Origin of the sequence: Amycolatopsis kentuckyensis (assembly GCF_002155975.1) — a bacterium.
Lineage (GTDB): Bacteria > Actinomycetota > Actinomycetes > Mycobacteriales > Pseudonocardiaceae > Amycolatopsis > Amycolatopsis kentuckyensis.
The window spans coordinates 1-21,500 of sequence record NZ_MUMI01000149.1 but is presented as its reverse complement, the minus strand read 5'-3'; the positions used below and the strand labels follow the sequence as shown (position 1 = coordinate 21,500).

Annotated in this window: 29 protein-coding genes; 12 read left to right on the top strand and 17 right to left on the bottom strand. The window is 71.2% G+C overall.

Annotated features, from left to right (window positions below; genetic code table 11):
- The first annotated feature begins 106 nt into the window (after positions 1-106).
- On the top strand, positions 107-865 hold the full coding sequence (locus tag CCN39_RS15860) for an SOS response-associated peptidase (protein ID WP_086842735.1): 759 nt from the start codon (positions 107-109) through the stop codon (positions 863-865).
- Positions 862-1,470 (top strand): alpha/beta hydrolase family protein, encoded by a 609-nt coding sequence (locus CCN39_RS15855; protein ID WP_086842733.1) that lies wholly within the window; start codon positions 862-864, stop codon positions 1,468-1,470. The genes CCN39_RS15860 and CCN39_RS15855 overlap by 4 nt, the downstream gene beginning before the upstream one ends.
- 1 nt (position 1,471) lies before the next feature.
- On the opposite strand, the gene ybaK is transcribed toward CCN39_RS15855, so the two are convergent.
- Positions 1,472-1,948, bottom strand: a complete 477-nt coding sequence (gene ybaK / locus CCN39_RS15850; RefSeq protein WP_086842731.1) for a Cys-tRNA(Pro) deacylase — start codon at positions 1,946-1,948, stop codon at positions 1,472-1,474.
- Positions 1,949-2,140: 192 nt separating this feature from the next.
- Between ybaK and CCN39_RS15845 the strand changes: the two genes are divergently transcribed.
- Positions 2,141-2,764 (top strand): sigma-70 family RNA polymerase sigma factor, encoded by a 624-nt coding sequence (locus CCN39_RS15845; protein WP_003059778.1) that lies wholly within the window; start codon positions 2,141-2,143, stop codon positions 2,762-2,764.
- Entirely contained in the window at positions 2,761-3,081 is a 321-nt protein-coding gene (gene rsrA, locus CCN39_RS15840; RefSeq protein WP_086842729.1) for a mycothiol system anti-sigma-R factor, read from the top strand. The genes CCN39_RS15845 and rsrA overlap by 4 nt, the downstream gene beginning before the upstream one ends.
- Before the next feature lie 62 nt (positions 3,082-3,143).
- On the opposite strand, the gene CCN39_RS53020 is transcribed toward rsrA, so the two are convergent.
- Entirely contained in the window at positions 3,144-3,218 is a 75-nt protein-coding gene (locus CCN39_RS53020) for a 50S ribosomal protein bL37 (protein WP_098515123.1), read from the bottom strand.
- Positions 3,219-3,292: 74 nt separating this feature from the next.
- On the opposite strand from CCN39_RS53020, the gene CCN39_RS15835 reads away from it, so the two are divergent.
- Positions 3,293-4,813 carry a sensor histidine kinase gene (locus CCN39_RS15835; RefSeq protein WP_086842726.1) on the top strand — a complete coding sequence of 507 codons (1,521 nt, stop codon included), beginning with the start codon at positions 3,293-3,295 and terminating at the stop codon, positions 4,811-4,813.
- 360 nt (positions 4,814-5,173) lie between these two features.
- Here the strand turns inward: CCN39_RS15835 and CCN39_RS15830 are convergent, their stop codons facing one another.
- Together CCN39_RS15830 and CCN39_RS15825 are read right to left on the bottom strand one after the other, a co-directional pair.
- On the bottom strand, positions 5,174-5,428 hold the full coding sequence (locus tag CCN39_RS15830; protein ID WP_043777259.1) for a WhiB family transcriptional regulator: 255 nt from the start codon (positions 5,426-5,428) through the stop codon (positions 5,174-5,176).
- Positions 5,429-5,702: 274 nt separating this feature from the next.
- On the bottom strand, positions 5,703-6,629 hold the full coding sequence (locus CCN39_RS15825) for a diacylglycerol/lipid kinase family protein (protein WP_086842724.1): 927 nt from the start codon (positions 6,627-6,629) through the stop codon (positions 5,703-5,705).
- A gap of 325 nt (positions 6,630-6,954) precedes the next feature.
- On the opposite strand from CCN39_RS15825, the gene CCN39_RS15820 reads away from it, so the two are divergent.
- On the top strand, positions 6,955-7,425 hold the full coding sequence (locus tag CCN39_RS15820; RefSeq protein ID WP_086842722.1) for a hypothetical protein: 471 nt from the start codon (positions 6,955-6,957) through the stop codon (positions 7,423-7,425).
- Positions 7,426-7,609: 184 nt separating this feature from the next.
- Here CCN39_RS15820 and CCN39_RS15815 read toward each other — a convergent pair whose 3' ends face one another.
- The gene (locus tag CCN39_RS15815) at positions 7,610-8,092 is read right to left on the bottom strand and encodes a GNAT family N-acetyltransferase (RefSeq protein WP_086842720.1); all 483 of its coding nucleotides are present in this window, start codon (positions 8,090-8,092) and stop codon (positions 7,610-7,612) included.
- 1 nt (position 8,093) lies between these two features.
- Entirely contained in the window at positions 8,094-8,681 is a 588-nt protein-coding gene (locus CCN39_RS15810; RefSeq protein ID WP_086842718.1) for an acid phosphatase, read from the bottom strand.
- An 83-nt stretch (positions 8,682-8,764) separates the two neighbouring features.
- On the opposite strand from CCN39_RS15810, the gene CCN39_RS15805 reads away from it, so the two are divergent.
- On the top strand, positions 8,765-9,238 hold the full coding sequence (locus tag CCN39_RS15805; protein ID WP_086842716.1) for a hotdog fold domain-containing protein: 474 nt from the start codon (positions 8,765-8,767) through the stop codon (positions 9,236-9,238).
- Here CCN39_RS15805 and CCN39_RS15800 read toward each other — a convergent pair.
- The 4 genes from CCN39_RS15800 to CCN39_RS15785 form a co-directional block, all read right to left on the bottom strand.
- A complete protein-coding gene (locus tag CCN39_RS15800; protein ID WP_086842754.1) occupies positions 9,235-9,885 on the bottom strand; it encodes a hypothetical protein in 651 nt (216 codons plus the stop codon). The genes CCN39_RS15805 and CCN39_RS15800 overlap by 4 nt on opposite strands.
- Before the next feature lie 69 nt (positions 9,886-9,954).
- Positions 9,955-10,389, bottom strand: coding sequence for a MarR family winged helix-turn-helix transcriptional regulator (locus tag CCN39_RS15795; protein WP_086842714.1), 435 nt, complete (start codon positions 10,387-10,389; stop codon positions 9,955-9,957).
- Positions 10,386-10,799 (bottom strand): SRPBCC family protein, encoded by a 414-nt coding sequence (locus CCN39_RS15790; protein WP_086842712.1) that lies wholly within the window; start codon positions 10,797-10,799, stop codon positions 10,386-10,388. Before CCN39_RS15790 ends, CCN39_RS15795 begins: the two co-directional genes overlap by 4 nt.
- Positions 10,800-10,867: 68 nt before the next feature.
- The gene (locus CCN39_RS15785) at positions 10,868-11,473 is read right to left on the bottom strand and encodes a dTDP-4-dehydrorhamnose 3,5-epimerase family protein (protein ID WP_086842711.1); all 606 of its coding nucleotides are present in this window, start codon (positions 11,471-11,473) and stop codon (positions 10,868-10,870) included.
- Between the two features lie 359 nt (positions 11,474-11,832).
- On the opposite strand from CCN39_RS15785, the gene CCN39_RS15780 reads away from it, so the two are divergent.
- Positions 11,833-13,014 carry an NAD(P)-dependent malic enzyme gene (locus tag CCN39_RS15780; protein ID WP_086842709.1) on the top strand — a complete coding sequence of 394 codons (1,182 nt, stop codon included), beginning with the start codon at positions 11,833-11,835 and terminating at the stop codon, positions 13,012-13,014.
- Between the two features lie 95 nt (positions 13,015-13,109).
- Here CCN39_RS15780 and CCN39_RS15775 read toward each other — a convergent pair whose 3' ends face one another.
- On the bottom strand, positions 13,110-14,519 hold the full coding sequence (locus CCN39_RS15775; protein ID WP_086842707.1) for a bis-aminopropyl spermidine synthase family protein: 1,410 nt from the start codon (positions 14,517-14,519) through the stop codon (positions 13,110-13,112).
- 92 nt (positions 14,520-14,611) lie between these two features.
- Here CCN39_RS15775 and CCN39_RS15770 point away from each other — a divergent pair, with 92 nt between their 5' ends.
- The 4 genes from CCN39_RS15770 to CCN39_RS15755 are packed head-to-tail and all read left to right on the top strand — an operon-like array spanning position 14,612 to position 17,911.
- Complete coding sequence (locus CCN39_RS15770) at positions 14,612-15,697, top strand: ABC transporter ATP-binding protein (protein ID WP_086842705.1); 1,086 nt, start codon at positions 14,612-14,614, stop codon at positions 15,695-15,697.
- On the top strand, positions 15,694-16,362 hold the full coding sequence (locus CCN39_RS15765) for an ABC transporter permease (protein ID WP_086842704.1): 669 nt from the start codon (positions 15,694-15,696) through the stop codon (positions 16,360-16,362). Before CCN39_RS15770 ends, CCN39_RS15765 begins: the two co-directional genes overlap by 4 nt.
- Positions 16,359-17,042 carry an ABC transporter permease gene (locus tag CCN39_RS15760; RefSeq protein ID WP_086842752.1) on the top strand — a complete coding sequence of 228 codons (684 nt, stop codon included), beginning with the start codon at positions 16,359-16,361 and terminating at the stop codon, positions 17,040-17,042. The genes CCN39_RS15765 and CCN39_RS15760 overlap by 4 nt, the downstream gene beginning before the upstream one ends.
- The gene (locus CCN39_RS15755; RefSeq protein WP_086842702.1) at positions 17,039-17,911 is read left to right on the top strand and encodes an ABC transporter substrate-binding protein; all 873 of its coding nucleotides are present in this window, start codon (positions 17,039-17,041) and stop codon (positions 17,909-17,911) included. The genes CCN39_RS15760 and CCN39_RS15755 overlap by 4 nt, the downstream gene beginning before the upstream one ends.
- Here CCN39_RS15755 and CCN39_RS53015 read toward each other — a convergent pair.
- The 6 genes from CCN39_RS53015 to CCN39_RS15730 all read right to left on the bottom strand — a co-directional run.
- Complete coding sequence (locus tag CCN39_RS53015; RefSeq protein WP_434781106.1) at positions 17,908-18,327, bottom strand: transposase; 420 nt, start codon at positions 18,325-18,327, stop codon at positions 17,908-17,910. The genes CCN39_RS15755 and CCN39_RS53015 overlap by 4 nt on opposite strands.
- Positions 18,302-18,703 carry a transposase gene (locus CCN39_RS53010; RefSeq protein WP_434781105.1) on the bottom strand — a complete coding sequence of 134 codons (402 nt, stop codon included), beginning with the start codon at positions 18,701-18,703 and terminating at the stop codon, positions 18,302-18,304. The genes CCN39_RS53015 and CCN39_RS53010 overlap by 26 nt, the downstream gene beginning before the upstream one ends.
- 41 nt (positions 18,704-18,744) lie before the next feature.
- Complete coding sequence (locus tag CCN39_RS15745) at positions 18,745-19,350, bottom strand: LysE family translocator (protein WP_086842700.1); 606 nt, start codon at positions 19,348-19,350, stop codon at positions 18,745-18,747.
- A gap of 51 nt (positions 19,351-19,401) precedes the next feature.
- Positions 19,402-20,370 (bottom strand): LLM class flavin-dependent oxidoreductase, encoded by a 969-nt coding sequence (locus tag CCN39_RS15740; protein WP_086842699.1) that lies wholly within the window; start codon positions 20,368-20,370, stop codon positions 19,402-19,404.
- Positions 20,371-20,383: 13 nt separating this feature from the next.
- On the bottom strand, positions 20,384-20,902 hold the full coding sequence (locus CCN39_RS15735) for a GNAT family N-acetyltransferase (RefSeq protein ID WP_086842697.1): 519 nt from the start codon (positions 20,900-20,902) through the stop codon (positions 20,384-20,386).
- 53 nt (positions 20,903-20,955) lie between these two features.
- On the bottom strand, positions 20,956-21,500 hold a 545-nt coding region (locus CCN39_RS15730; protein WP_143264051.1), incomplete at its 5' end, for an MFS transporter.

Below are 21,500 nucleotides of genomic sequence, written 5' to 3'. Positions count from 1 at the left end.
TCTCGTGTGCCGGTGCCCACCCGAATGATCCCACGTCGCTCGCCACGGCCCTGGCCTGCGTGTAACGATGGCGTCCCGGACGTTTCCGGCACGAGGAGGTTGGCGCATGTGCGGCCGCTACGCCGCCACGAAGGACCCGGCGAAGCTGATCGAGGAGTTCGACGCGATCGACCTCACCGAGGGGCACGCGCGGGCGGATCACAACGTGGCGCCGACGAAGAACGTGGTCACGGTCGTGCAGCGGCACCCGCGTGACGAAGACGGCCAGGTCCTCGAGGAGGAGCCCGCCGAGCGCTCGCTGCGGATGATGAAGTGGGGCCTGGTGCCGTTCTGGGCCAAGGACCCGTCGGTCGGCTCGCGGATGATCAACACGCGCGCCGAGACGGCCGCCGAGAAGCCCGCCTTCCGCCGCGCGCTGGTGTCGCGCCGCTGCCTGGTGCCGGCCGACGGCTGGTTCGAGTGGCGCCGCACGGGCAAGGAGAAGGAGCCGTTCTACATGACGGCGCCCGACGATTCCTCGATCGCGTTCGGCGGGATCTGGGAGAGCTGGCGGCCGAAGGACGACGACAAGGCGTCGCCGCTGATCACGTTCTCGATCATCACGACCGACGCGGCCGGCCAGCTCACCGACGTCCACCACCGGATGCCGCTGATCGTGCCGCGCTCGCACTGGGACGGCTGGCTGGACCCGGACCGCGAAGACGTCACCGACCTGCTGGTGCCGACACCCGAGGACATCGTGGCGTCGCTGGAGCTGCGGCCGGTCTCGAGCAAGGTGAACAACGTCCGCAACAACGGGCCCGAGCTGCTGGAGCGGGTCGACCCGGCGCAGGAGAGCGCCCTGTTCGACGCGCCGAAGTCATGACGGCCATCCCGATCGAGACCGCCTACGGCCCGGCGCGGGTGTACCTGCACTGCGCCGAGGAGGGCGAAGCCGTGCTGATGCTCGGCCACGGCGCGGGCGGCGGGCTCGGGGCGAAGGACCTGGTGGCGGTGACGCGCGCGGCGCAGGCGGCGGACGTGCACGTGGCGCTGGTCGAGCAGCCGTACCGGGTGGCGGGCCGCCGCGCGCCGGCCCCGGCGAACCAGCTGGACACGGCGTGGCTGACGGTGGCGGACGAGCTTTCGGAGCGCTTCGACGGCCTGCCGTTCGTGTTCGGCGGCCGGTCGTCCGGGGCGCGGGTGGCCTGCCGGACGGCGTCGGCGGGCCAGGCGGTGGCGGTGCTGTGCCTCGCGTTCCCGGAGCACCCGCCGGGCCGGCCGGAGAAGACGCGCCAGCCGGAGTTCGACGCGGTCGAGGTGCCGACGCTGGTGATCCAGGGCGAACGCGACCCCTTCGGGCGGCCGAAGCCGGGACCGCACCAGGAGCTGGTGCTGGTGGACGGCGACCACAGCCTGGGCAAGGACCTGGAGACGATCTCCCGGGCGGCGACCGAATGGCTGTCCCGCGTGCTGAGGCCGCTGGCCTGACTCAGGCCCCGATCGGTGCCACCACCGCGCCGGTCAGCCGGATCAGCTCGGCCGGGGCCAGCTCCACTTCCAGCCCCCGCCGTCCGGCCGAGCAGAACACCGTCTCGAACTTCTCCGCGGACGCGTCGATCACCACCGGCAGCCGGCTCCGGTGGCCCAGCGGTGAGATCCCGCCCAGCACGTAGCCCGTCGCCCGCTGGGCCGCCGCCGGGTCGGCCATCTTCGCCTTCTTGCCCCCGGCCGCGGCCGCCAGCGCCTTCAGGTCCAGCTGACCGGTGACCGGAACCACCCCCACCACGAGCCGGCCGTCCACCTCCGCGACCAGCGTCTTGAACACGCGTGCCCGGTCCAGGCCGAGCGCCTCCACGGCCTCCAGCCCGTACGACTCCGCGCGCGGGTCGTGGTCGTAAGCGTGCAGCGTGTGCGCCACTTTCTGCTTCCCCAGCAGCGCCGTCGCCGGGGTGCCCTTGCCAGCCATGGCGGAAGTCTAGGGAATGCCCGGTTGCCCCGATCGGTTGTAGGGGAAGTGACACCAACGCTCGCCACCACACGCTCACGCAGCCGCCGCAGTACCTCGGCACCGGCGAACCGCGGCGTGCCCGGTCCCCGCGTAAACTCGGGTCCGCCGTATGCGCGCACGCGCATCGACGCCGAGCGGGAAGGGAACGGTTTGCCGAGCACGCAGAACTCAGCGCCGGAAGAAGCGACCGAGGCCGAGCGCGCCGAGCGCTTCGAGCGGGACGCGATGCCGCTGCTCGACCAGCTGTACTCGGCCGCGATGCGGATGACCCGCAACCCCGCCGATGCCGAGGACCTGGTCCAGGAGACCTACCTGAAGGCGTACGCCGCCTTCGCGTCCTTCAAGGCCGGCACGAACCTCAAGGCCTGGATGTACCGCATCCTGACCAACACCTACATCAACGGCTACCGCAAGCGGCAGCGGCAGCCGGTGCAGGCGCCCACCGAGGAGATCACCGACTGGCAGATCGCCAAGGCGGAGAGCCACACCTCCAGCGGGCTGCGGTCGGCCGAGGTCGAGGCGATGGACAACCTGCCCGACACCGACGTCAAGGCCGCCCTGCAGAAGCTGCCCGAGGAGTTCCGGCTGGCCGTCTACCTGGCCGACGTCGAGGGCTTCGCGTACAAGGAGATCGCCGAGATCATGGACACGCCCATCGGCACCGTGATGTCCCGCCTGCACCGCGGCCGCGCCCAGCTGCGCGACCTGCTCGCCGACGTCGCGCGGGAGCGCGGCTTCATCCGCGGCGCCAAGGAGGAGGTGGCGGGGCGATGAACGACATGTGCGAGGGCGCGTCGGACAAGGTCCGCTGCGAAGAGGCGCTCGCCGACATCTACCTGCTGCTCGACCGCGAGTGCAGCCCCGAGCGGGACGCCGCGCTGCGCGCCCACATCGAGGACTGCCCGCCGTGCCTCGAGGAGTACGGCATCGACGAGCACATCAAGCAGCTGCTGGCCCGCAAGTGTGGCGGTGACCACGCCCCGGCCGAGCTGAAGAGCCGGCTGCGCGCGTCGATCCGCCAGACCGTCGCCTCGCGCGGCGGCGTCACCGTGGAACGCACCGAGATCACCCTCGAGCAGCGCTCCGAATAACGCGCCCGAGCACGACGAAGGCCCCCGCACCTCGGTGTGGGGGCCTTCGGTATGCCGAACGCTCAGGCGTTGGGCTTCTTGCCGTGGTTCGCGCCGTTCTTCTTCCGGTCGCGACGCTTGCGGGCGCGCTTCGACATGTTCACTCCTCGTCGTCAAAGCTGGTCAACCTCTCAAGTGTGTCATGACGTCACGCTCTGGTTTGATGGGGTGCGTGTCCACGCTCGCCGAACTGCTCGCCGACAACACCGGCCTGCCCGGGGAGGCGGCGGACCACCTGCAGACCGTCGTCGCCGAGTGGCAGCTGCTGGCCGACCTGTCCTTCGCGGACTTCCTGCTCTGGGTCCCGGTGACCGAGGAGCTGCAGCCGGACGGCGGCGACTTCGTCTGCGTCGCGCACGCGCGCCCGACGACGGCGCCGACCGCGCACCCCGAGGACGTCGTCGGCACGCGGTTCACGGTGCAGGAGCACCCGCAGCTGGCGAAGGCCATGCGCGAGGTGCGGATCTGCCGCGAGGAAGACCCGCACTGGTACCGCGACCTGCCGATGCGGCGTGAGGCGATCCCGGTGCGGTTCCACGACGAGGTCGTCGCCGTGATGAGCCGCGAGACGAACCTGGCCGCGCCGCGCGTGCCGTCGCCGTTGGAGATCGCGTACCTGGGCAGCGCCGGCGACCTGTGCCAGATGATCGTCGACGGCACGTTCCCGCCGAACGGCACCAACGCGACCGACACGCACACGTCGCCGCGCGTGGGTGACGGGCTGATCCGCCTCGACTCGAGCGGCACGGTGGTGTTCGCCAGCCCGAACGGCCTGTCCGCGTACCACCGGATGGGGCACGAGTCCGACCTGGTCGGGACGCGGTTGGCGCCGTTGACGCGGTCGCTGATCCGCGACCCGTTCGACGCGACCGAGGTGTCCCACCGGATCATCGAGGCCCTCGACGGGAAGCCGTCGAGCCGCACGGAGGCCGATTCGCGGCGCGGCGCCGTGGTGCTGTTCCGCGCGCTGCCGCTGCGGCCGGCCGGGCAGGCGGCGGGCGCGCTGGTGCTGGTCCGCGACGTCACCGAGGTGAAGCGGCGGGACCGGGCGCTGCTGTCGAAGGACGCGACGATCCGGGAGATCCACCACCGGGTGAAGAACAACCTGCAGACGGTGGCCGCGCTGCTGCGGCTGCAGTCCCGGCGGACGACGTCGGAGGAGGCGCGGCTCGCCCTGGCGGAGTCGGTGCGCCGGGTGACGTCGATCGCACTGGTGCACGAGGCGCTGTCGATTTCGGTCGACGAGCGCGTCGACCTCGACAAGCTGCTGGACAACGTGCTGCCGATGGTCGGCGAGGTCGCCACGGCGGAGTCGCAGGTCGGGCTGTCGCGGAAGGGCTCGTTCGGGGTGGTGGTCGCGGAGATCGCGACGCCGCTGGTGATGGTGCTGGCCGAGCTGGTGCAGAACGCGATCGAGCACGCGTTCCCGGCGGGCCGGCCGGGCAAGGTCGAGCTGATCGTGGAGCGTTCGGCCCGCTGGCTGGACGTCGTCATCCGCGACAACGGGCGTGGCCTGCCGTCGGGGTTCTCCCTGGAGCGTTCGGACGGGCTCGGCCTGCAGATCGTGCGGACACTGGTGGAGTCCGAGCTGCGGGGCTCGCTTTCGCTGCGGAAGGTGCGGACGGAGACGTCGTCGACCCGGGTGACGGGCACGGAAGCCGCCCTGCGCATCCCGCTGTCCCGCCGCCTCTGACCGGAGCCGTGTCGTCCCCTCAATCACGCGTGTCGTCCCTCTGAACACGCGAGTCGGCTTCTCCCTCACGCCCATGCGCTTCGGCCGTGTGATGGAGGGGTCGACTCGCGTGATTGAAGGGTCGACACGCGTGATGGGAGGGACGACACGATGAAGGCCCGGCACCAGGTGCGTGGTGCCGGGCCGTTCAGCGCTTGCGGGAGGACTTGAAGTCCCGGTGAGGTATCACCGCACCCGTCGCCAGGTGGTTTCGCCTCGGTTGTTAAGCTCAAGCCGGGTAGGTATCACCCCAGACGGCGTGGGCACGACAAATGCCCGCCGGGTGAAATTCCTGCTCGGCCTGGGTGGATCTCGAGAAACTTAGGCGTTGGTACGCGTGCCGATGTGCGTACGGCGGCGCTTGAGCGCGCGTCGCTCGTCCTCGCTCATGCCGCCCCACACACCCGCGTCCTGGCCGCTGGCCAGAGCCCAGGCCAAGCAGTCGGAAGCGGAGGGGCAGCGGTGGCACACGGCCTTCGCCTGAGCTACCTGCGACAGAGCAGGACCGCTGGTTCCCACCGGGAAGAACAGCTCGGGGTCCTCGTCTCGGCAGGCCGCGTCGTGGCGCCAGTCCATGTTCGTGAGCTCCTTCATATGGCGCGGGAGGGCCGCGCCACAGTCGTCAATGGCGGTCGTGTTCTTGGGTGCTTGTGAATGCTTTCACGAAGCACCGCTTTCGACAAGGGTTTCCGGAAGATCGGTGAGTCAGGTCACCCGGCCGAGCGACCCCTCTGACCTGCGGTTTCTCTCTGAAACAGCCGTCGTAAGGGAAGGCTGATGCGCTGAGTGGAGCTTCTCCGTCGACGAACGGCACCTGGCACTTATCCGCAGGCGATCAGCGGTCCCGTCGTCACACGATTACCGTGAGTGCATTCGGGACGCTGAAGAATTCCACGCGAGTCCGCTGGCCGACGAGGTCGCCGTCCACCTGGAAGTTTACCGGTTCAGCTGCGTCGATGCGGATCATCGGCAGGTCATCGTGACGCACGAGACGCCGGCCGCGCTGGTTGCTCTTCGTAGTCAAAGCTTGGCGTACATGCTTGAACACGGTGGGCAACCCCAGACCGCTCAGCGCGAACAAACCCAATCCCGTCTCGAACGAGCAACCCGGATTGAGGTGGACGGCTCGCTCGCCCAGGTAACTCCACGGATCGGTGTTCGACACGAAAGCGGTCAACGCCTCGATCGGGTCCTCCCCGGGGACGCGGATCGTGAGGGCCGGCCGGCCCAGCGGCGGGCGGAAGTAGGAGCGGACGGCGGCCCTGAGGTACAGAGAGGCCGTCGTCTGCTTGCCGCGGCGCTTGGCGACCCGGCCGACGACGTCGGCGTCCCAGCCGAGACCGGCGTTGAAGGTGAACCAGTGCCCGTCGGCCAGGCCGAGCCCGACCCGGCGCGAGCGGTCGTTCTCCAGCGCGTTGAGCAGCTGGTGGGTGGCCTCGAAGGAGTCCGCGGAGATGCCGAGGGCGCGCGCGAACACGTTGGCCGAGCCGCCCGGGACGACGCCGAGGGCGGGCACCTGGCCGATTTCGGACGGATCTCCGTCGGAATCGGCCAGCAGGCCGTTGACGACCTCGTTGACCGTGCCGTCGCCGCCGTGGGCCACGACCAGGTCGATGCCGTCCCGCGCGGCCGAGCGCGCGACGGCCATCGCGTGGCCGCGGTAGTCCGTCTCGACCACGTCGAGCTTGACCTGGCTGGCGAGCGCGTGCGCCAGCACGTCCCGGCCACCCGCGGTGGTCGAGGTGGCCTGGGGGTTCACCACGAGGATTGCGCGCATTACCGCAGAGTAAGTGACTTCCGGCGGCCCGAGAACCTTCCGGCGCCGCATGGTGACGGGCGCAACCCCGGGGAACAGCACCTGCGAGACCCTGTGCCGGGCGGTCCTCCTTCACGCGCGAGTGTCCGCTCGTCGTGACAAGTGCACCCGGGCCGACCGCCCGCTCATCGACGACATCTTGATTTTCGACGCCCGGGCGGTCCCGCGAAAACGGCCGACCGGGTGGCATACGATCGAAAGAGCTCACGCACGGTGACCCGCCCTGGTCGGGTCCACTGTGCTCGTCGCGAAAACCTGTGTTTGCCGAAACCGGAAGGCCGCCGCAGTGAAGCTCTCGCCCGCTCCCCGTGAGGTCCGGCTGGCCGGTGTGGTCACCGCGGTGCCGTCGCTCGCCCTGCTGGTGTTCGGGGTGGTCGTGCTGGTGAACGGCCTGGGGTCGCCCGCGCAGCCGGGCAACAACGTCTTCGTCGAGTCGGGCACGTTCGTCGTGGTGGCGCTGGCGTTCCTGGCGGCGTCGGCCGGGCTCGTGCTCGGCCAGACGTGGGCGCGCTCGCCCGGGGTGGTGATCGCGCTGATCGTGGTCGGACTCGGCTGGTACCTGCTGGGCCCGTCCGGCGAGCCGCTGTGGGGCGTCCCGATCGCGCTGCTGGGCATCGCGGCCCTGGTCCTGCTGTTCCGCCGCCCGTCCCGGGCCTGGGCACTGGGCCTGCGCGAGGGCGAGACGGAGACCGAGGCCGCCGAACGCGGCGGGCTGGCGGGCCGCCGCGCCGAGCGCGAAGGCCACGAAGAGGACTGAACCCGGATCCGGCGTGTTCAGACCCGCAACCGGCGTGATTGAGCCCGGAACTCGCGTGATCGGGGCCGGAACTCGCGTGATTGGAGACGTGACTCGCGAGATCCGGCTTCAATCACGCGAGATCCGGGTCTGATCACGCGAGATCCGGGTGGGATCACGTGGGATCCGGGTCTGATCACGTGGGTTATGCCTGGGCGGCCAGGGCCTTGAGGGGTTCGTCGGTGAGGCGGTTCACTGTCCACTCGTCCATCGGGACCGCGCCCAGGGCCTTGTAGAACTCCGTGGCCGGGTTCCAGTCCAGGACCGACCACTCGAGCCGGGCGTAGCCGTTCGCGACGCACTCCGCCGCCAGCGCCGCCAGCAGGGCCTTGCCCAGGCCCGAACCGCGCTGGGACGCCCGGACGTACAGGTCCTCCAGGTAGATCCCGTGCACCCCGCGCCAGGTCGAGTAGTTCAGGAACCAGACCGCGAAGCCGACGATCTCGCCGTCCACTTCGGCCACGTGCCCGAACAGCTTCGGCGCCTCGCCGAACAGCGCGTCGTGCAGCTGCGCCGGTGTCAGGTGGCACTCGTCCGGCGCGCGCTCGTATTCAGCGAGCTCGTAGGCCAGGCCGACCGCCGCTTCGACGTCCGAAGGGCGGATCCGGCGGATGCGGTCGTCGGGCACGTCAGTCCTCCGCGGGCAGCAGGTTGAGGTGTTCGATCTGGGGTTCGCCGCGCTCGTCGCCGAGCACCGCGATGCCGGCCGCGTCGAGTCCGAAGTGGACGCCGGCGGTGGCGGGCAGGCCGAGCCAGCGGGCCACGAGCACGCGGCTGAAGTGGCCGTGTCCCACCAGGACGACGTCACCGGCCTCGATTTCACGCCGGGCGCGCTCCAGCACGCGGTCCGCGCGGGCCGAGACGTCCGAAGCGCTTTCGCCGCCGGGGCTCGGGTGGGTCCACACCGTCCAGCCGGGCACGGTTTCCCGGATCTGCGGCGTGGTGATGCCTTCGTATTCGCCGTAGTCCCACTCGGCGAGGTCCTCGGTGACTTCGTCGACGCGCAGCCCGGCCAGCGCGGCCGTGCGCAGGGCCCGGGCCCGGGGGCTCGACAGCACCAGCGACGGGCCGCCCAGCAGGCTGCGGAGGGTCCCGCCCGCGGCCCGTGCCTGGCCTTCGCCTGCCGGTGTGAGCGGGATGTCCGTGCGGCCGGTGTGCCGCCCGTTCAGCGACCATTCGGTCTGCCCGTGCCGGAGGAGGAAGAGACGGTTGGTCACGCGGCCGAATATATCCGGCGGTTTGCGCGGCGGCTGGCCGTCTGCTTAGCTACTGAACGGTAGCTTAGCTCGAGGAGACCTCCATGTCCGTGACGCCGACGTTCGCGATGTGGCACAAGCTGGCCGGGAAGCCGGGTGGAAAACAGCTGTTCAGTGCCGCGATGTGCCTGCGGGTGCCGTACTTCCGCACGGTGCTGCCCTCGGTGCGCGAGCTGCGTCCCGGCCACTGTGAGGTGACCGCACCGAAGTGGTGGGGTGTGCACAACCACATCCGCACCTTCCACGCGATCGCCGCCTGCAACCTCGCCGAGATCGCGATGGGCATGCTCGCCGAGGCGACCGTCCCCACCACGCACCGCTGGCTGCCGAAGGGCATGAGCGTCCAGTACGTCGCGAAGGCCGGCACGGGCCTGCGCGCGGTAGCGGCGCTGCCCGAGCTGCCGGAGTTCGGTGACCAGGGCTTCGACCTCGACGTCCCGGTGACCATTTCGGACACGAACGGCAAGCCCGTGGTCACCGGGACGATCACCATCTGGGTGACGCCGAAGAAGCGTTAGAGCTGCTTGTACTGCACGTACGTCGTCTGGTGGAAAACGGACGGCGACGGCAGTCCCAGCTTCCGGTCCACGAGCTTGCCGAGCGGGCCGCAGCCCTGCGTTGCCGGGAGCGCCAGGTCCGGGTCGACGACGCCGAAGTGGAACGTCGGCGGGTTCTTGGACAGCACCGTCGGCGGCAGCGCCGGGTCGTCGTGGACGACGGTGTGCAGCGGCGCGGCCGCCGAGCCGATGCTGCATTCCTTGCGCAGCAACGGGTGCCGCAGCACGGCGTAGACGTCGAGCTCACCGCGGCGCTCGTCGTTGCCCTGGAAGTCCGAATGGCCGCCGTAGCGCAGCTGGAGCGTCGTGCCGGCCAGGCCGGGCACGCGCACCGGCTCGTGCCGCAGCTCGCCGAACGCCTGCGCATACTGCCCGTTCACCCGGCCCTCGCTGAACGTCAGCCGCAGCTCGCCCAGCGGGATCTCCTGGGTGCCGATCGTCAGCTTTCCCTGCGAGACGAAGGCTTCGCAGCGCCACGTGCCCGGATCGGCGTTCGCGGGCGGTGCCGGGCAGCCGGTGAAGTCGAACGCCGGGAGTTCGTCCGCGGACGCGGTTCCCGGCAGCAAAGCCAATGCGGCCGCGGCCGCCCCCAGTGCGAGAAGTTTCATGGCGGTGAGCCTGCTCGCGTTGCCCCGCCGGGACATCCGGGATGGTCCCCAGGGCGGCCCCGGGATTCGTCAGGGATCGAGCCGGGCCAGCGCGTCGACGAAACCGTCGTCGGTGGCCGCGAAGAACTCGGCGTCCGCGGACTCGACGTCCTTCAGCGCCTTCGCGACCAGTTCGAGGCCGGCCGGGGTGACTTCGAGGCGCTTCGCGCGGGCGTCGGCCGGGTCGTCGGCGCGCGCCAGCAGGCCGCGGTCGGCGAGCTTGCGGACGACCTGGCTGGTCATCATCGTGTCGGTGCCGGCCTGGTCGGCGAGCTGCCGCTGGGTGGGTGGCTCGCCCGAGCGGGTGAGCCACCACGTCGTCGTCAGCAGCACGAACTGGACGTGCGTGAGGTCGTGCGGGGCCAGCGCGGCCCGCATCGCCCGCTGCCAGGCCAGCGTCACGCGCCACAGCAGGAAGCCGGGGCTGCGCTCCGGGCCGGGCAGGCGGGACTCGGGGGCAGTCATACTCGTGAGCTTGCCTCAGCCAGCCGGGCCAGCGCGCGCATGGCGTCCGGGGTGTCTTCGGTCACCTGGGGGCCGAAGCCCTCGGGGCCGTCGATGGTGACGCGGTAGGTGATCCGCGTGCCGCCGTCGACGTCGGCCAGCACGTGCTCGAACCGCAGGTGTGCGTCCGGCAGCCGCGTCTCGTCGGTGAAGCTCCGGCCCTCGGTGACCTCGGTGAGGGTGAACGGGATCGGCGGCATGCCGTCCATCGTCATCGTGCCGCCGGATCCGGCGGCGAACGGGCCGTCGAGGACCACCGACCGGACGCCCTCGTCCCACTCCGGCCAGCGGGTGGTGTCGGCCCAGAGCGGCCAGATCGCGGCGGCGGGAGCGGTGGAGGTCTCGCTGTGCTCGTACTCGTAAAGTGCCATGCAGGCAGACTATATGCGCGCTTACTAAATGCGCAAGCGGCCGGGCGGCCGGGAGCGGTGGGTGGTGGTCAGTGCGCCGAGCGCAGCTTGTCGTAGTAGGCGACGCAGTCGGCGTACATCGGCAGCAGGCCCTGGGCCTCGGCTTCGGCCAGGGTCGGCGCGGTGCGGTCCTTGTCGGACAGGACCTGCTCGATGCCCGCGGGCCAGGGCAGGTCCAGGGCGGGGTCGAGCGGGGTGATGCCGTGCTCGCCACCCGGGTTGTACGGCTCCGAGCAGAAGTACGACATCACCGTGTCGTCTTCCAGGGCGACGAAGCCGTGACCGAGGCCTTCGGCGAGGTACATCGCGCGGAACTCCCGCGAGTCGAGCACGACCGAGTCCCACTGGCCGAAGGTCGGCGATCCGACGCGGATGTCGACGACGACGTCGAGCAGCGAGCCGCGCGGGCAGTAGATGTACTTGGCCTGGCCCGGCGGGGTGTCGGCAAAGTGGATGCCGCGGATCGTGCCGCGCCGGGACACGCTGTGGTTCGCCTGGCCGAGCCGCAGCGGGTGGCCGACCGCCGCGCGGAAGACGTCTTCCTGGAAGGGGGCGACGAACAGGCCCCGGTCGTCGGGGAACGCCCGGGGGGAGAACTCGAAGGCGTCCGGGACGCTCAGCCGGCGGAATTGCATGCGGTCAGCTTATCGGGCGCCAACAAAACCGGACGGACGTCTTGGGAATTGCCGCGAAATCGGCGCCGGTGTGACATCAACCGCACCGAGGGGTCACCGGCGGCGGGGGACCTGTCACAATGAACGAACCGCCGCGTCCGCGGCCATCGCCAGACCCACGGCACCGATGGCCGACGTGACGCCTCGCCGACAGGCCGGCGCTACCGCGCTGGGCTGCCGTGCCGGGATCCCCCACGGTTTCCCCCTGCGGACCGTGGTCCCAGCCCGCATGCCCAGGAGAAATTCCAGTGACCCAAGTCAGAACCGCGAGTTCCGTCATTCCCACTGGGGGAATGACGGAAACGACGACAGGAAACCCCATGACCGACCCCACCGGCGCCGTCGCGCCGGTCACCGACGAAGAGATCTTCACCGGGCACGAGGGCGGCAAGCTCTCGGTGGCGGCCACCCGCCCGATTTCCAGCCCGCGTGACCTTTCGATCGCGTACACCCCCGGTGTGGCGAAGGTGAGCCGCGCGATCGCCGAGGACGCGGCCAAGGCCAAGCGCTACACGTGGGCGGACCGGCTGGTCGTCGTGGTCAGCGACGGGACGGCGGTGCTCGGCCTCGGCGACATCGGCGCCAGCGCGTCGCTGCCGGTCATGGAGGGCAAGTCGGTGCTCTTCAAGACCTTCGGCGGGCTCGACTCGATCCCGCTGGTGCTGGACACGACCGACGTCGACGAGATCGTCGAGACGCTGGTGCGGCTGCGGCCCTCGTTCGGGGCCGTCAACCTGGAGGATGTCTCCGCGCCGCGGTGCTTCGAGCTGGAGGACAAGCTCAAGGAAGCCCTGGACTGCCCGGTCATGCACGACGACCAGCACGGCACGGCGATCGTGACGCTGGCCGCCCTGCGCGGCGCCAACCTGGTCCTCGACCGGGCGATCGCCGACCAGCGCGTGGTCGTCTCCGGCGCGGGTGCGGCGGGCGTGGCCTGCGCGAAGATCCTCCAGGAAGCCGGCATCGGCGACGTCACGGTGCTCGACTCCCGCGGCATCATCCACGCCGGCCGGGACGGCCTGAACCCGGTCAAGGAGCGCTTGGCCGCGACGACGAACAAGGCGGGCCTGCGCGGCGGGCTGGCGGAGGCGCTGGAAGGCGCGGACGTGTTCCTCGGCCTGTCGGGCGCGACGATCGACGAGTCGCTGCTGGGCCGGATGGCAGGCGGCGGCATCGTGTTCGCGCTGTCCAACCCGGACCCGGAGGTGCACCCGGAGGCGGCCGCGCGGTACGCCTCGATCGTGGCCACCGGGCGGAGCGACTTCCCCAACCAGATCAACAACGTGCTGGCGTTCCCGGGCGTCTTCCGCGGTGCGCTCGACTCGGGCGCGCGGGCGATCACGGAGAACATGAAGCTGGCGGCCGCCGAGGCGATCGTGTCGGTGGCGATGGACGACCTGGGCCCGGACCGGATCGTGCCCAGCCCGCTCGACCCGCGCGTGGCCCCGGAGGTCGCGGCCGCGGTCGCGAAGGCGGCGGAAGCCGACGGCGTCACCGACTGACAGTCACTCTCAAAAGCGCAACTTTCCCTGGGAAAGTTCGCTCTCGAGCCCCCGGAAGCGGCACTTTCCCTGCGAAAGTGCCGCTTCCGGCGCGTTCAGTGGAGGAGGGCGGGGAGGCGGTGCCGGGGGACGTCGACCAGGCGCAGGTCCGTGAGGTCCGCGGGGACGTCGAGGGCGACGTTCGCGAGGCGGGCGTGGGCGCGGGTCAGGACCTCGTCCTGGTGCTCCACCGCCTCCGCGACCACCACGGCGTGGCGGTTGTCCGGCGTGCTCCGCAGGTACCGCAGCGCGTACTTCCCCCGGACGAGTGACGCGAGCGCCTCCTGGGACGCCTGGTCCGCCAGGTCCGGGTGCGCGTTCGGCAGCAGCAGCGCCAGCCGCCGGGCGTTCGTGCCCAGCAGCGTCCGCAGCAGCCAGGGGCCCGGGTCGGCCGAGAGGTCCATCGCGACCGCGTCGCCCTCGGGGCCGGAGATCGACCAGTCCACCGGCCGCGACTCCAGCGCGAGGCCGCCCGCGCCGGCGATCTCCTTCAGCTTCTCCAGCAACGCCGGTTTCGTCCCGGCCGCCTCCACCGACTGCGGCCCGTGCGTGTAGATCGCCTTGCCGCTGCGCATCTTCCTGGCCTTCGCCGTCGGCTGGCAGACGTACAGGTCCGCCGCGCTGCCGATCGCCTGCGCCCCGAAGTACCGGTTGAAGCCCGGCAGGATCGCCTCGAACGTCAGCCCGAGCGTCGCCAGCGAGCGCTGCACCTGCGCACCCAGCGCCGGGTGACGCGGGCTGTAGCCGTACGCCAGCAGCAGCCGTCCCTCGCTCGGCTCGCGCAGCGCCTGCACCCCGCGTGCGGCGAACAACCCCATGCCTTCGGGCGTGTACGGCGGATCGCTGAACACGAGGTCGAAGCCGCTCGAGAGCGAGGGCGGCAGGCCGACGCGCAGGTCCGCGTGCGCGGTCCGGATCTCACGGCCGCCGCGGTCGTCGAGGTAGGCGAGCACGCGCTCGTCCAGGTCGACGACCGTCAGCGCCGCCGACGGGCAGACCGCCCGCACCGCCAGCGACGTCAGGTCGTGGTCGCCGAGGAACAGCAGGCGCGCCGAGGTGAGGTCGTACTGCGCGTCCAGCCAGAGCGCGCGGCGCAGCACGGTCTCCGGCGTGGCCTGCACGTGGTCGAGCGCGGCCAGCGGCGAGGGCACCTCGGCCACCCACTCGGCGACCTTCGGCAGCAGTTCGTGCGCCGCGACGGCTTCGTCGAGCGGGTCGGCGTAGCGCGGCGCGCGGTACTGCAGGTACGACGCCGCGACGCCGGGCGCGATGCGCAGGCGGTCGCCGCTGCGGTCCAGGTCGTCGCCGAGGGCGGCGAGGACGGCCTCCACGCTGCGTCGCGGGGCGGTGCTCAGGCGGACCAGCTCGCCGAGGTCGTGGTCACCGGTGCGCAGCAGGTCGAGGACGCGGTACAGCGGGCGGACGCCGACACCGTGCGCGGCGAGGACGTCGTCGAGGGCCTTCACGGGCTCTGAGCCTAGTCACCACGTGTCGGAACAGCGTGCCAACCACCGCTGACTCGGCTACGGTCGAATCCACCGGGACATGGGGAGTGGCAGTGACCATCGAATTCCGCGACGTGACCAAGCAGTATCCGGATGGGACGGTCGCCGTCGACAAGCTGAGCCTCACGGTCGAAGACGGCACGATCACCGTGTTCGTCGGCCCGTCCGGCTGCGGCAAGACGACGTCGCTGCGGATGATCAACCGGATGGTCGAGCCGACCGCCGGGCAGGTGCTGCTCGACGGCAAGGACGTCGCCGAGGGTGATCCGGCCCTGCTGCGCCGCGGCATCGGCTACGTCATCCAGCACGCCGGTCTCTTTCCACATCGGACGGTCCTGGACAACATCGCCACCGTGCCGCTGCTTTCGGGCTGGGACAAGGCGAAGGCGCGCAAGCGGGCCGCCGAACTGCTGGAGATCATCGGCCTGCCCGTGGAACTCGGCAAGCGCTACCCGGCCCAGCTTTCAGGTGGTCAGCAGCAGCGCGTCGGCGTCGCCCGCGCGCTCGCCGCGGACTCGCCGGTGCTGCTGATGGACGAGCCGTTCTCCGCGGTCGACCCGATCGTGCGCGAGGACCTGCAGAACGAGCTGCTGCGGCTGCAGTCGCAGCTGGGCAAGACGATCGTGTTCGTCACCCACGACATCGACGAGGCCGTCCGGCTCGGCGACAAGGTGGCCGTGATGCGCGTCGGCGGCAAGCTCGCCCAGTACGGCACGCCCGCCGACGTCCTGCGGCACCCGGTGGACGACTTCGTCGCCTCGTTCGTCGGCCGGGACCGCGGCTACCGCGGCCTGTCGTTCCTGTCGGCCGAAGGTGTCGAGGTCAAGGAGCTGGAGCTGGTCGAGATCGGCTCCGCCGTGCCGGCGAGCGACGGCTGGCGGCTCGCCGTGAACACCGAGAAGCAGCCCCGCGGCTGGCTCCGGCCGGGTTCCACAGTGGACGGACCGCTCGGTGAGGACGACCTCGTGGCCGGCGGGTCGCTCTGGGTGCGGGGGACGCCGATCCGCGGCGCGCTAGACGCGGCGCTGTCGTCGCCCGCCAGCCTCGGCGTGGTGGTCGACGAGGACCACCGGGTACTCGGCGCCGTGGTCGCGCGGCAGGTGCTGGACGTCATCGAGGGCACGCCCCAGGCGTCATGAGCTTTTTCGACGAGCTCGGGCGGTACCTGAGCAGCGCGAACAACCGCGTCCAGATCCTGGGTGACCTGGGCGACCACGTGTACCTGGCGCTGCTCCCGCTGGTCGTCGGGATCGTGCTGGCGATCGCGGCGGGCTGGCTCGGCCACCGCTGGCGGCCCGCGCGGCAGGTGCTGGTGGTGGTCGCGAACCTGCTCTACACGATCCCGTCGCTCGCGCTGTTCGTCGTCATCCCCGGCCTGATCGGGTCGAAGATCCTGGACAGCGTCAACGTCGTCGTCGCGCTGACCATCTACACCACGGCCCTGCTGGTCCGGCCGGTGCTCGACGCCCTCGACGCGGTGCCGCCGCCGGTGATCGCCGCCGCGACCGCCGTCGGGTACAAGCCGGTGCGGCGCTTCTTCGCCGTCGAACTGCCGCTGTCGGTGCCGGTGCTGGCGGCCGGCGTGCGGGTCGCGTCGGTGAGCAACATCAGCCTGGTCAGCGTCGGCGCGCTGATCGGCACCGGCGGCCTCGGCGTGCTGTTCACCGACGGCTTCCAGCGCGAGTACTTCTCGCCGATCGTGGTCGGCATCGTGCTGACCCTGCTGCTGGCGCTGGTCGTCGACCTCGTGCTGGTGGGCTCGCGAAACCTGCTGACGCCGTGGACCCGGGTGGGGGCGCCGTGATCACCGATCTCTTCCACTGGTTCGGCGACCCGGCGCACTGGTCCGGGCCCGACGGGGTCCCGCAGCGGCTGCTGGAACACCTCGGCTACACCGCGTTGTCGCTGGTGATCGCGCTGGTCATCGCGGTGCCGCTGGGCCTGTTCGTCGGCCACACCGGGCGCGGCGGTGTCGCGCTGGTGAGTGCCGGCAACGCCATTCGCGCGCTGCCGACGCTGGGGCTCGTCACGTTCCTGTTCCTGCTCTTCACCGAGAGCGTCACCTCGACGATCATCGGGCTCGTCGTGCTGGCCGTACCGCCGATCCTGGCCGGCACGTACGCCGGGCTGCAGGCGACCGACCACGGCGTGGTCGACGCCGCCGAGGGGGTCGGGATGACCGGCTGGCAGCGGCTGTGGCAGGTCGAGGTGCCGATCTCGCTGCCGCTGGTGCTCGGCGGCATCCGCAACGCCGTGCTCCAGCTGGTGGCGACCGCCGCGGTGGCCGCGTACGTCGGACTCGGTGGCCTGGGCCGGTTCCTGCTCGACGGACTGGCCATTTTGGACTATTCCGAGGTCATCGCGGGCGCGCTGCTGACGACGGCGCTGGCCATCGTCCTGGACCTGCTCTTTTCCCTGCTGAACCGCGCTCTGGTGCCCCGGGGTGTCCGGCTCGCGGCGGCCGTGAAGAAGGTGGCGGCGTGAAGCGGCTGGTCCTGCTGGTGGTTCTGGTGCTCGCGGCCGGCTGCGGCAACCCCCTGGCGGGCGGCGGCGAAGGCGGCACTTCGGGGGACATCATCATCGGGGCGTCCGACGTCGGGGAAAGCCTGCTGCTGGCCCAGATCTACGCCGGGGCGCTGCGGAACGCGGGGGCGGCGAACGTGACGGTGCGGCCGCCGGTGGGCAGCCGCGAGGTCGTCGTCAAGGCGCTGCAGGACAAGTCGCTGTCGGTGGTGCCGGACTACAGCGGGAACCTGTTGCGCTACTTCGACAAGGACACGACCGCGACGACGTCCCAGGACGTCTACGCGCAGCTGCGGCAGCAGCTCCCGCCCGGGTTCGAGGTGCTGGACCAGGCGCCGGCGGAGGACAAGGACCTGCTCGTCGTCGGGCCGCAGCTGGCGTCCTCGGGCGTGAAGACGTTCTCGGACCTGGGCCGGCGCTGCCGCGACCTGGTGTTCGGCGGGCCGGGCCAGTGGAGCAGCCGCTGGAAGGACAAGATCAAGACGTTGTACGGCTGCGAGTTCAAGGAGATCCGCACGACGGACACCGGCGGCCCGGTGACGGTGGCGGCGTTGAAGTCGGGCGACGTCCAGGTGGCGGACCTGTTCAGCACGTCGTCGACGATCGCGGCGAACGGGTTCGTGCCGCTGGTGGACGACAAGAACATGTTCCCGGCGCAGAACATCGTGCCGCTGGTGGCGCGGGGAACGCTGTCGCCTGCCGAGGTGGCGGCACTGAACCGCGTCTCGGCGGCGTTGACGACCCAGGAACTCACGCGGCTCAACGTCGAGTTCACCGAGGAGAAGCGGAATCCGCTGGACATCGCCGAGGACTTCCTCGCGCGGGCCTAGGGCGTGTCTGACAATGTCTTGGTCCAGGTGACCACCGCGTGCAGGACGACTGCTGATCGGTAGACGATGGCCAACTTGTCGTAGCGGGTAGCCAGGCCGCGCCATTGTTTGAGCAGGTTGAACCGGCGTTCAACGACGTTGCGGCCGCGGTAGTCCACCGCGTCGAATGCCGGTGGGCGGCCGCCGCGGGAACCGCGGCGTTTGCGGTGTCCCGCCTGATCGGCTGGTTCGGGGATCACGGCGGTGACTCCGCGGTCACGCAGGTGCCTGCGGATCGCCCGCGAGGAGTAGGCCTTGTCGCCGCGGACGCGGTCGGGCCGGGTGCGGGCCCGGCCACGTCCTGGCCGGCGGATTCGCAGGTGCCGCATGAGGTGCGGGAACATCGGCGCGTCACCGGCCTGGGCGGGGCCGACCAGAGCGGCCCGTGGTCGGCCGTTCCCGTCGACGAGTGGCGTGCTGATGCGCCCGCGCGATCGTCGAATCCACCGACACCGACCAGTCCACCAGTCCGGCCTCATCCGCTGCGCTCAGCAGGCGCTGCAGCACGGTGTCCCAGGTTCCGCCACCGGCCATTCGGCGATGCCAGGTCCAGATCGTCTGCCACGCACCGAACACCGCCGGCACATCCCGCCACGCAATCCCGCACCGATACCGGTAGATGATCCCCTCGACCATCGCCCGTGCGTCGGAGAACGGCCTGCCTCGCTTACCAGTCCGGACCGGCAGCAGGTCCTCGATCAACGCCCACTGATCGTCTGAAGCAACTGAAACCGCGACACGAACCAGCAGCATCCCGGCAACCCGCCGGGATGTTTGTCAGACACGCCCTAGCGCTACCGGTCGGCGGCCAGCTTGATGCCGAGGCCGATGAAGATCCCGCCGGTGGCGACCTCGATCCGCCGCTGGTTCTTCTTCTTGCGGACCCACCCGCCCACGCGGCCGGCGAGGACACCGACGGTGCCGTCGACCAGGAACTCGAACACGATCATGATCGCGCCCAGAACGGCGAACTGCAGCCAGAGGTGGCCTCGGGCCGGGTCGATGAACTGCGGCAGGAAGGCGATGGTGAAGGTGACCATCTTGGGGTTGAGCAGGTTGGTGAGCAGGCCGCTGAGGAAGGCGCGGTCACCCTTCCGTTCGACCAGCGGCTTGCGGTTCCGGATGGCCTGAACGCCCAGGTGGATGAGGTAGGCGGCGCCGACGATCCGGACGACGGTGAAGGCGACGGGCACGGCGGCGAAGAGCGCGGCCAGCCCGGCCGCGGCGACGGCGACGTGGATCGCCTCGCTGGTTGCGACCCCGGCGGTGGCGAGCAGGCCGGCTCTCGGGCCGCCGCGCATGCCGCAACCGAGGACGAAGAGCATGTCGGGGCCCGGGGTCACCATCGCGATCACGGTGGTGACGAGGAAGGCCAGCAGGAGGTGGGGGTCGACCGGCATGGCTCGATCGTGGCACGCCGGCCGTGGTGCGCGAACTCCTTTTCCGGCCGGTCAGCCGCGCACGGCGGCCGCCACGCGGGCCGCGTCCTCGATGCCCCGCTCCGGGGGCTCCTCCGGCAGGGGCAGCAGGACCACCGAGCCGCTGCCCGCCTCGTGCAGGGCTCGGACCGCCGCCGCGCACTCGTCGGCGTCGCCGCAGATCGCCAGCCGGTCGATCCACTCCGGACGCAGGCCCGCCCCCAGCTCGTCCACTGTGGACGCCGAATCCATCAGGGCCAGCAGCTCCCCGGCGAACGGCAAGCCCTCCACCTGCACCCGCGATCCGGGGTTCAGGGACTCCGCCACCGTCCGGCGCGCCCGTTCGCGGTCGCCCAGGGCCAGCCAGTTGTACGTCACCACCGCGTGGTGGGAAGGCGCGCCGCCCGCGGCGATGCCGGCCAGCGCCGTCCGGACGAACTCCGGCGGGGACGGCTCGGCCAGGATCGTGCCGTCCGCCGCCGCGCCCGCGACCGCCAGGGACTTCGGGCGCCGGACGCCGGCCACCAGCGGCGGCGGCGAGGACGGCGGGAACACGAGCTCGACCTCGTCGAGGTGGACGTGCTTGCCGTCCATCGAGACGCGCTCGCCCGCCAGCAGGCGGCGGACCGCCAGCAGCGTCTCCTCCAGCGCCGCCAGCGGGGACTCCGGGTACGCGCCGATCTGCCGCATCCACGACGCGACGCCGTGGCCGAACCCGGCGATCAGCCGGTCCGGGTGCAGCTCGGCCAGCGCCGCGAGCTCCATCGCCGCGATCGCCGGGTTGCGCGCCACCGCCGGCAGGACGCCGATGCCCACCTTGATCGTCGACGTCACCGCCAGCGCCGTCGCGACCGTGGCGACGCCGGCCGCCCAGAAACAGTCCTCGACCAGCCAGAGCTCGTCGAGGCCCGCGTCCTCGGCCTGGCGCGCGAGGTCGCGCAGCTTGGCGGGCGGCTGCTCGCGGTTGATCCGGACACCCACGGACGACGTCGGTGTGTACACGCGCGGCTCCTGTTCAGATCCGGGAAAACGCCGGCGCGTACGCGAACGCGCCCGCCTGGCTGGGTTCGTACGCGGCCAGCGTCCGCGCTTGGAAGTACCGGCCCCAGCTCGGGTCCGGGGAAGTGATCGACAGGTCCGAAGCCGTGACGAACCCGAACCGCGCGTAGTACGCCGGCTCGCCGAGCAGGACGACCAGGCCGTGGCCGAGTGCGTCCGCCGCGCCGACCATGGCGTGCATCAGCGCGGAGCCGACGCCGCTCTTCTGGTGTGCGGGCAGCACACCGAGCGGCCCGAGCCCGACGGCGGTTCGGGTGTCCTCGCCGAGGCGGGCCCGGCTGCAGCAGACGTGCCCGACGACGGCACCGTCGAGGACGGCCACCAGGGAGAGGGCGTTGATCAGGTCGCCTTCGGCACGCAGCTCGTCCACGAGCGGTGCCTCGATCGGGGTGACGCCGGGTTCGCGCCGGAACGCTTCGCTGTGGACCGCGTGGATCGAGGCCCGGTCGGCGGGTGTTTCCCGGCGGATCAGCATGGGCCCAGCATGCCGGGAAACCCGGGCGAGGCGAAATCGTTTTCCGCGGCGGGTCAGGCCGCGCGGCGTTCGGTGTCCGGGACGTCGGGGCGGGCACGGGCGGTGGCCGTCGCGAACGCCGCGATCAGGCCCAGCGGGAGCACGAGCAGCGCCAGCGCCGTGCTGACCCCGAAGGTCTGGGCCAGCCTGCCGAACAGGGCGGGGCCGGCGAGCACCCCCGCCTGGTGCAGCGTGGAGTACCGGGCGATGGCGAGGCTCGTGTTGCCGCCGACGCCGTGGCCGACCGCGCCCGCGATGAGCGGAATCACCACCGCGAGCCCGCAGCCCTGCAGCGCGAACCCGGCCAGTCCCGACCACGGGTCCGGCGACAGCACCGCGACCAGCACCCCGGCCGCGGTGACCGCCATGCTCCAGCGCAGCAGCGCCACCGGTCCGAGCGCCCGGTGCACGCGGTCGCCGAACATCCGGGTACCGGTCTGCGCCAGGACGAACACGAAGTAGCCCAGCGAAGCGACATCCGCGCTCGCCCCGCGCTGCTCACGCAGGAACACCCCGCACCAGCTCGACACCGCGCCCTCGCACAACGCGGCCGCGGCGC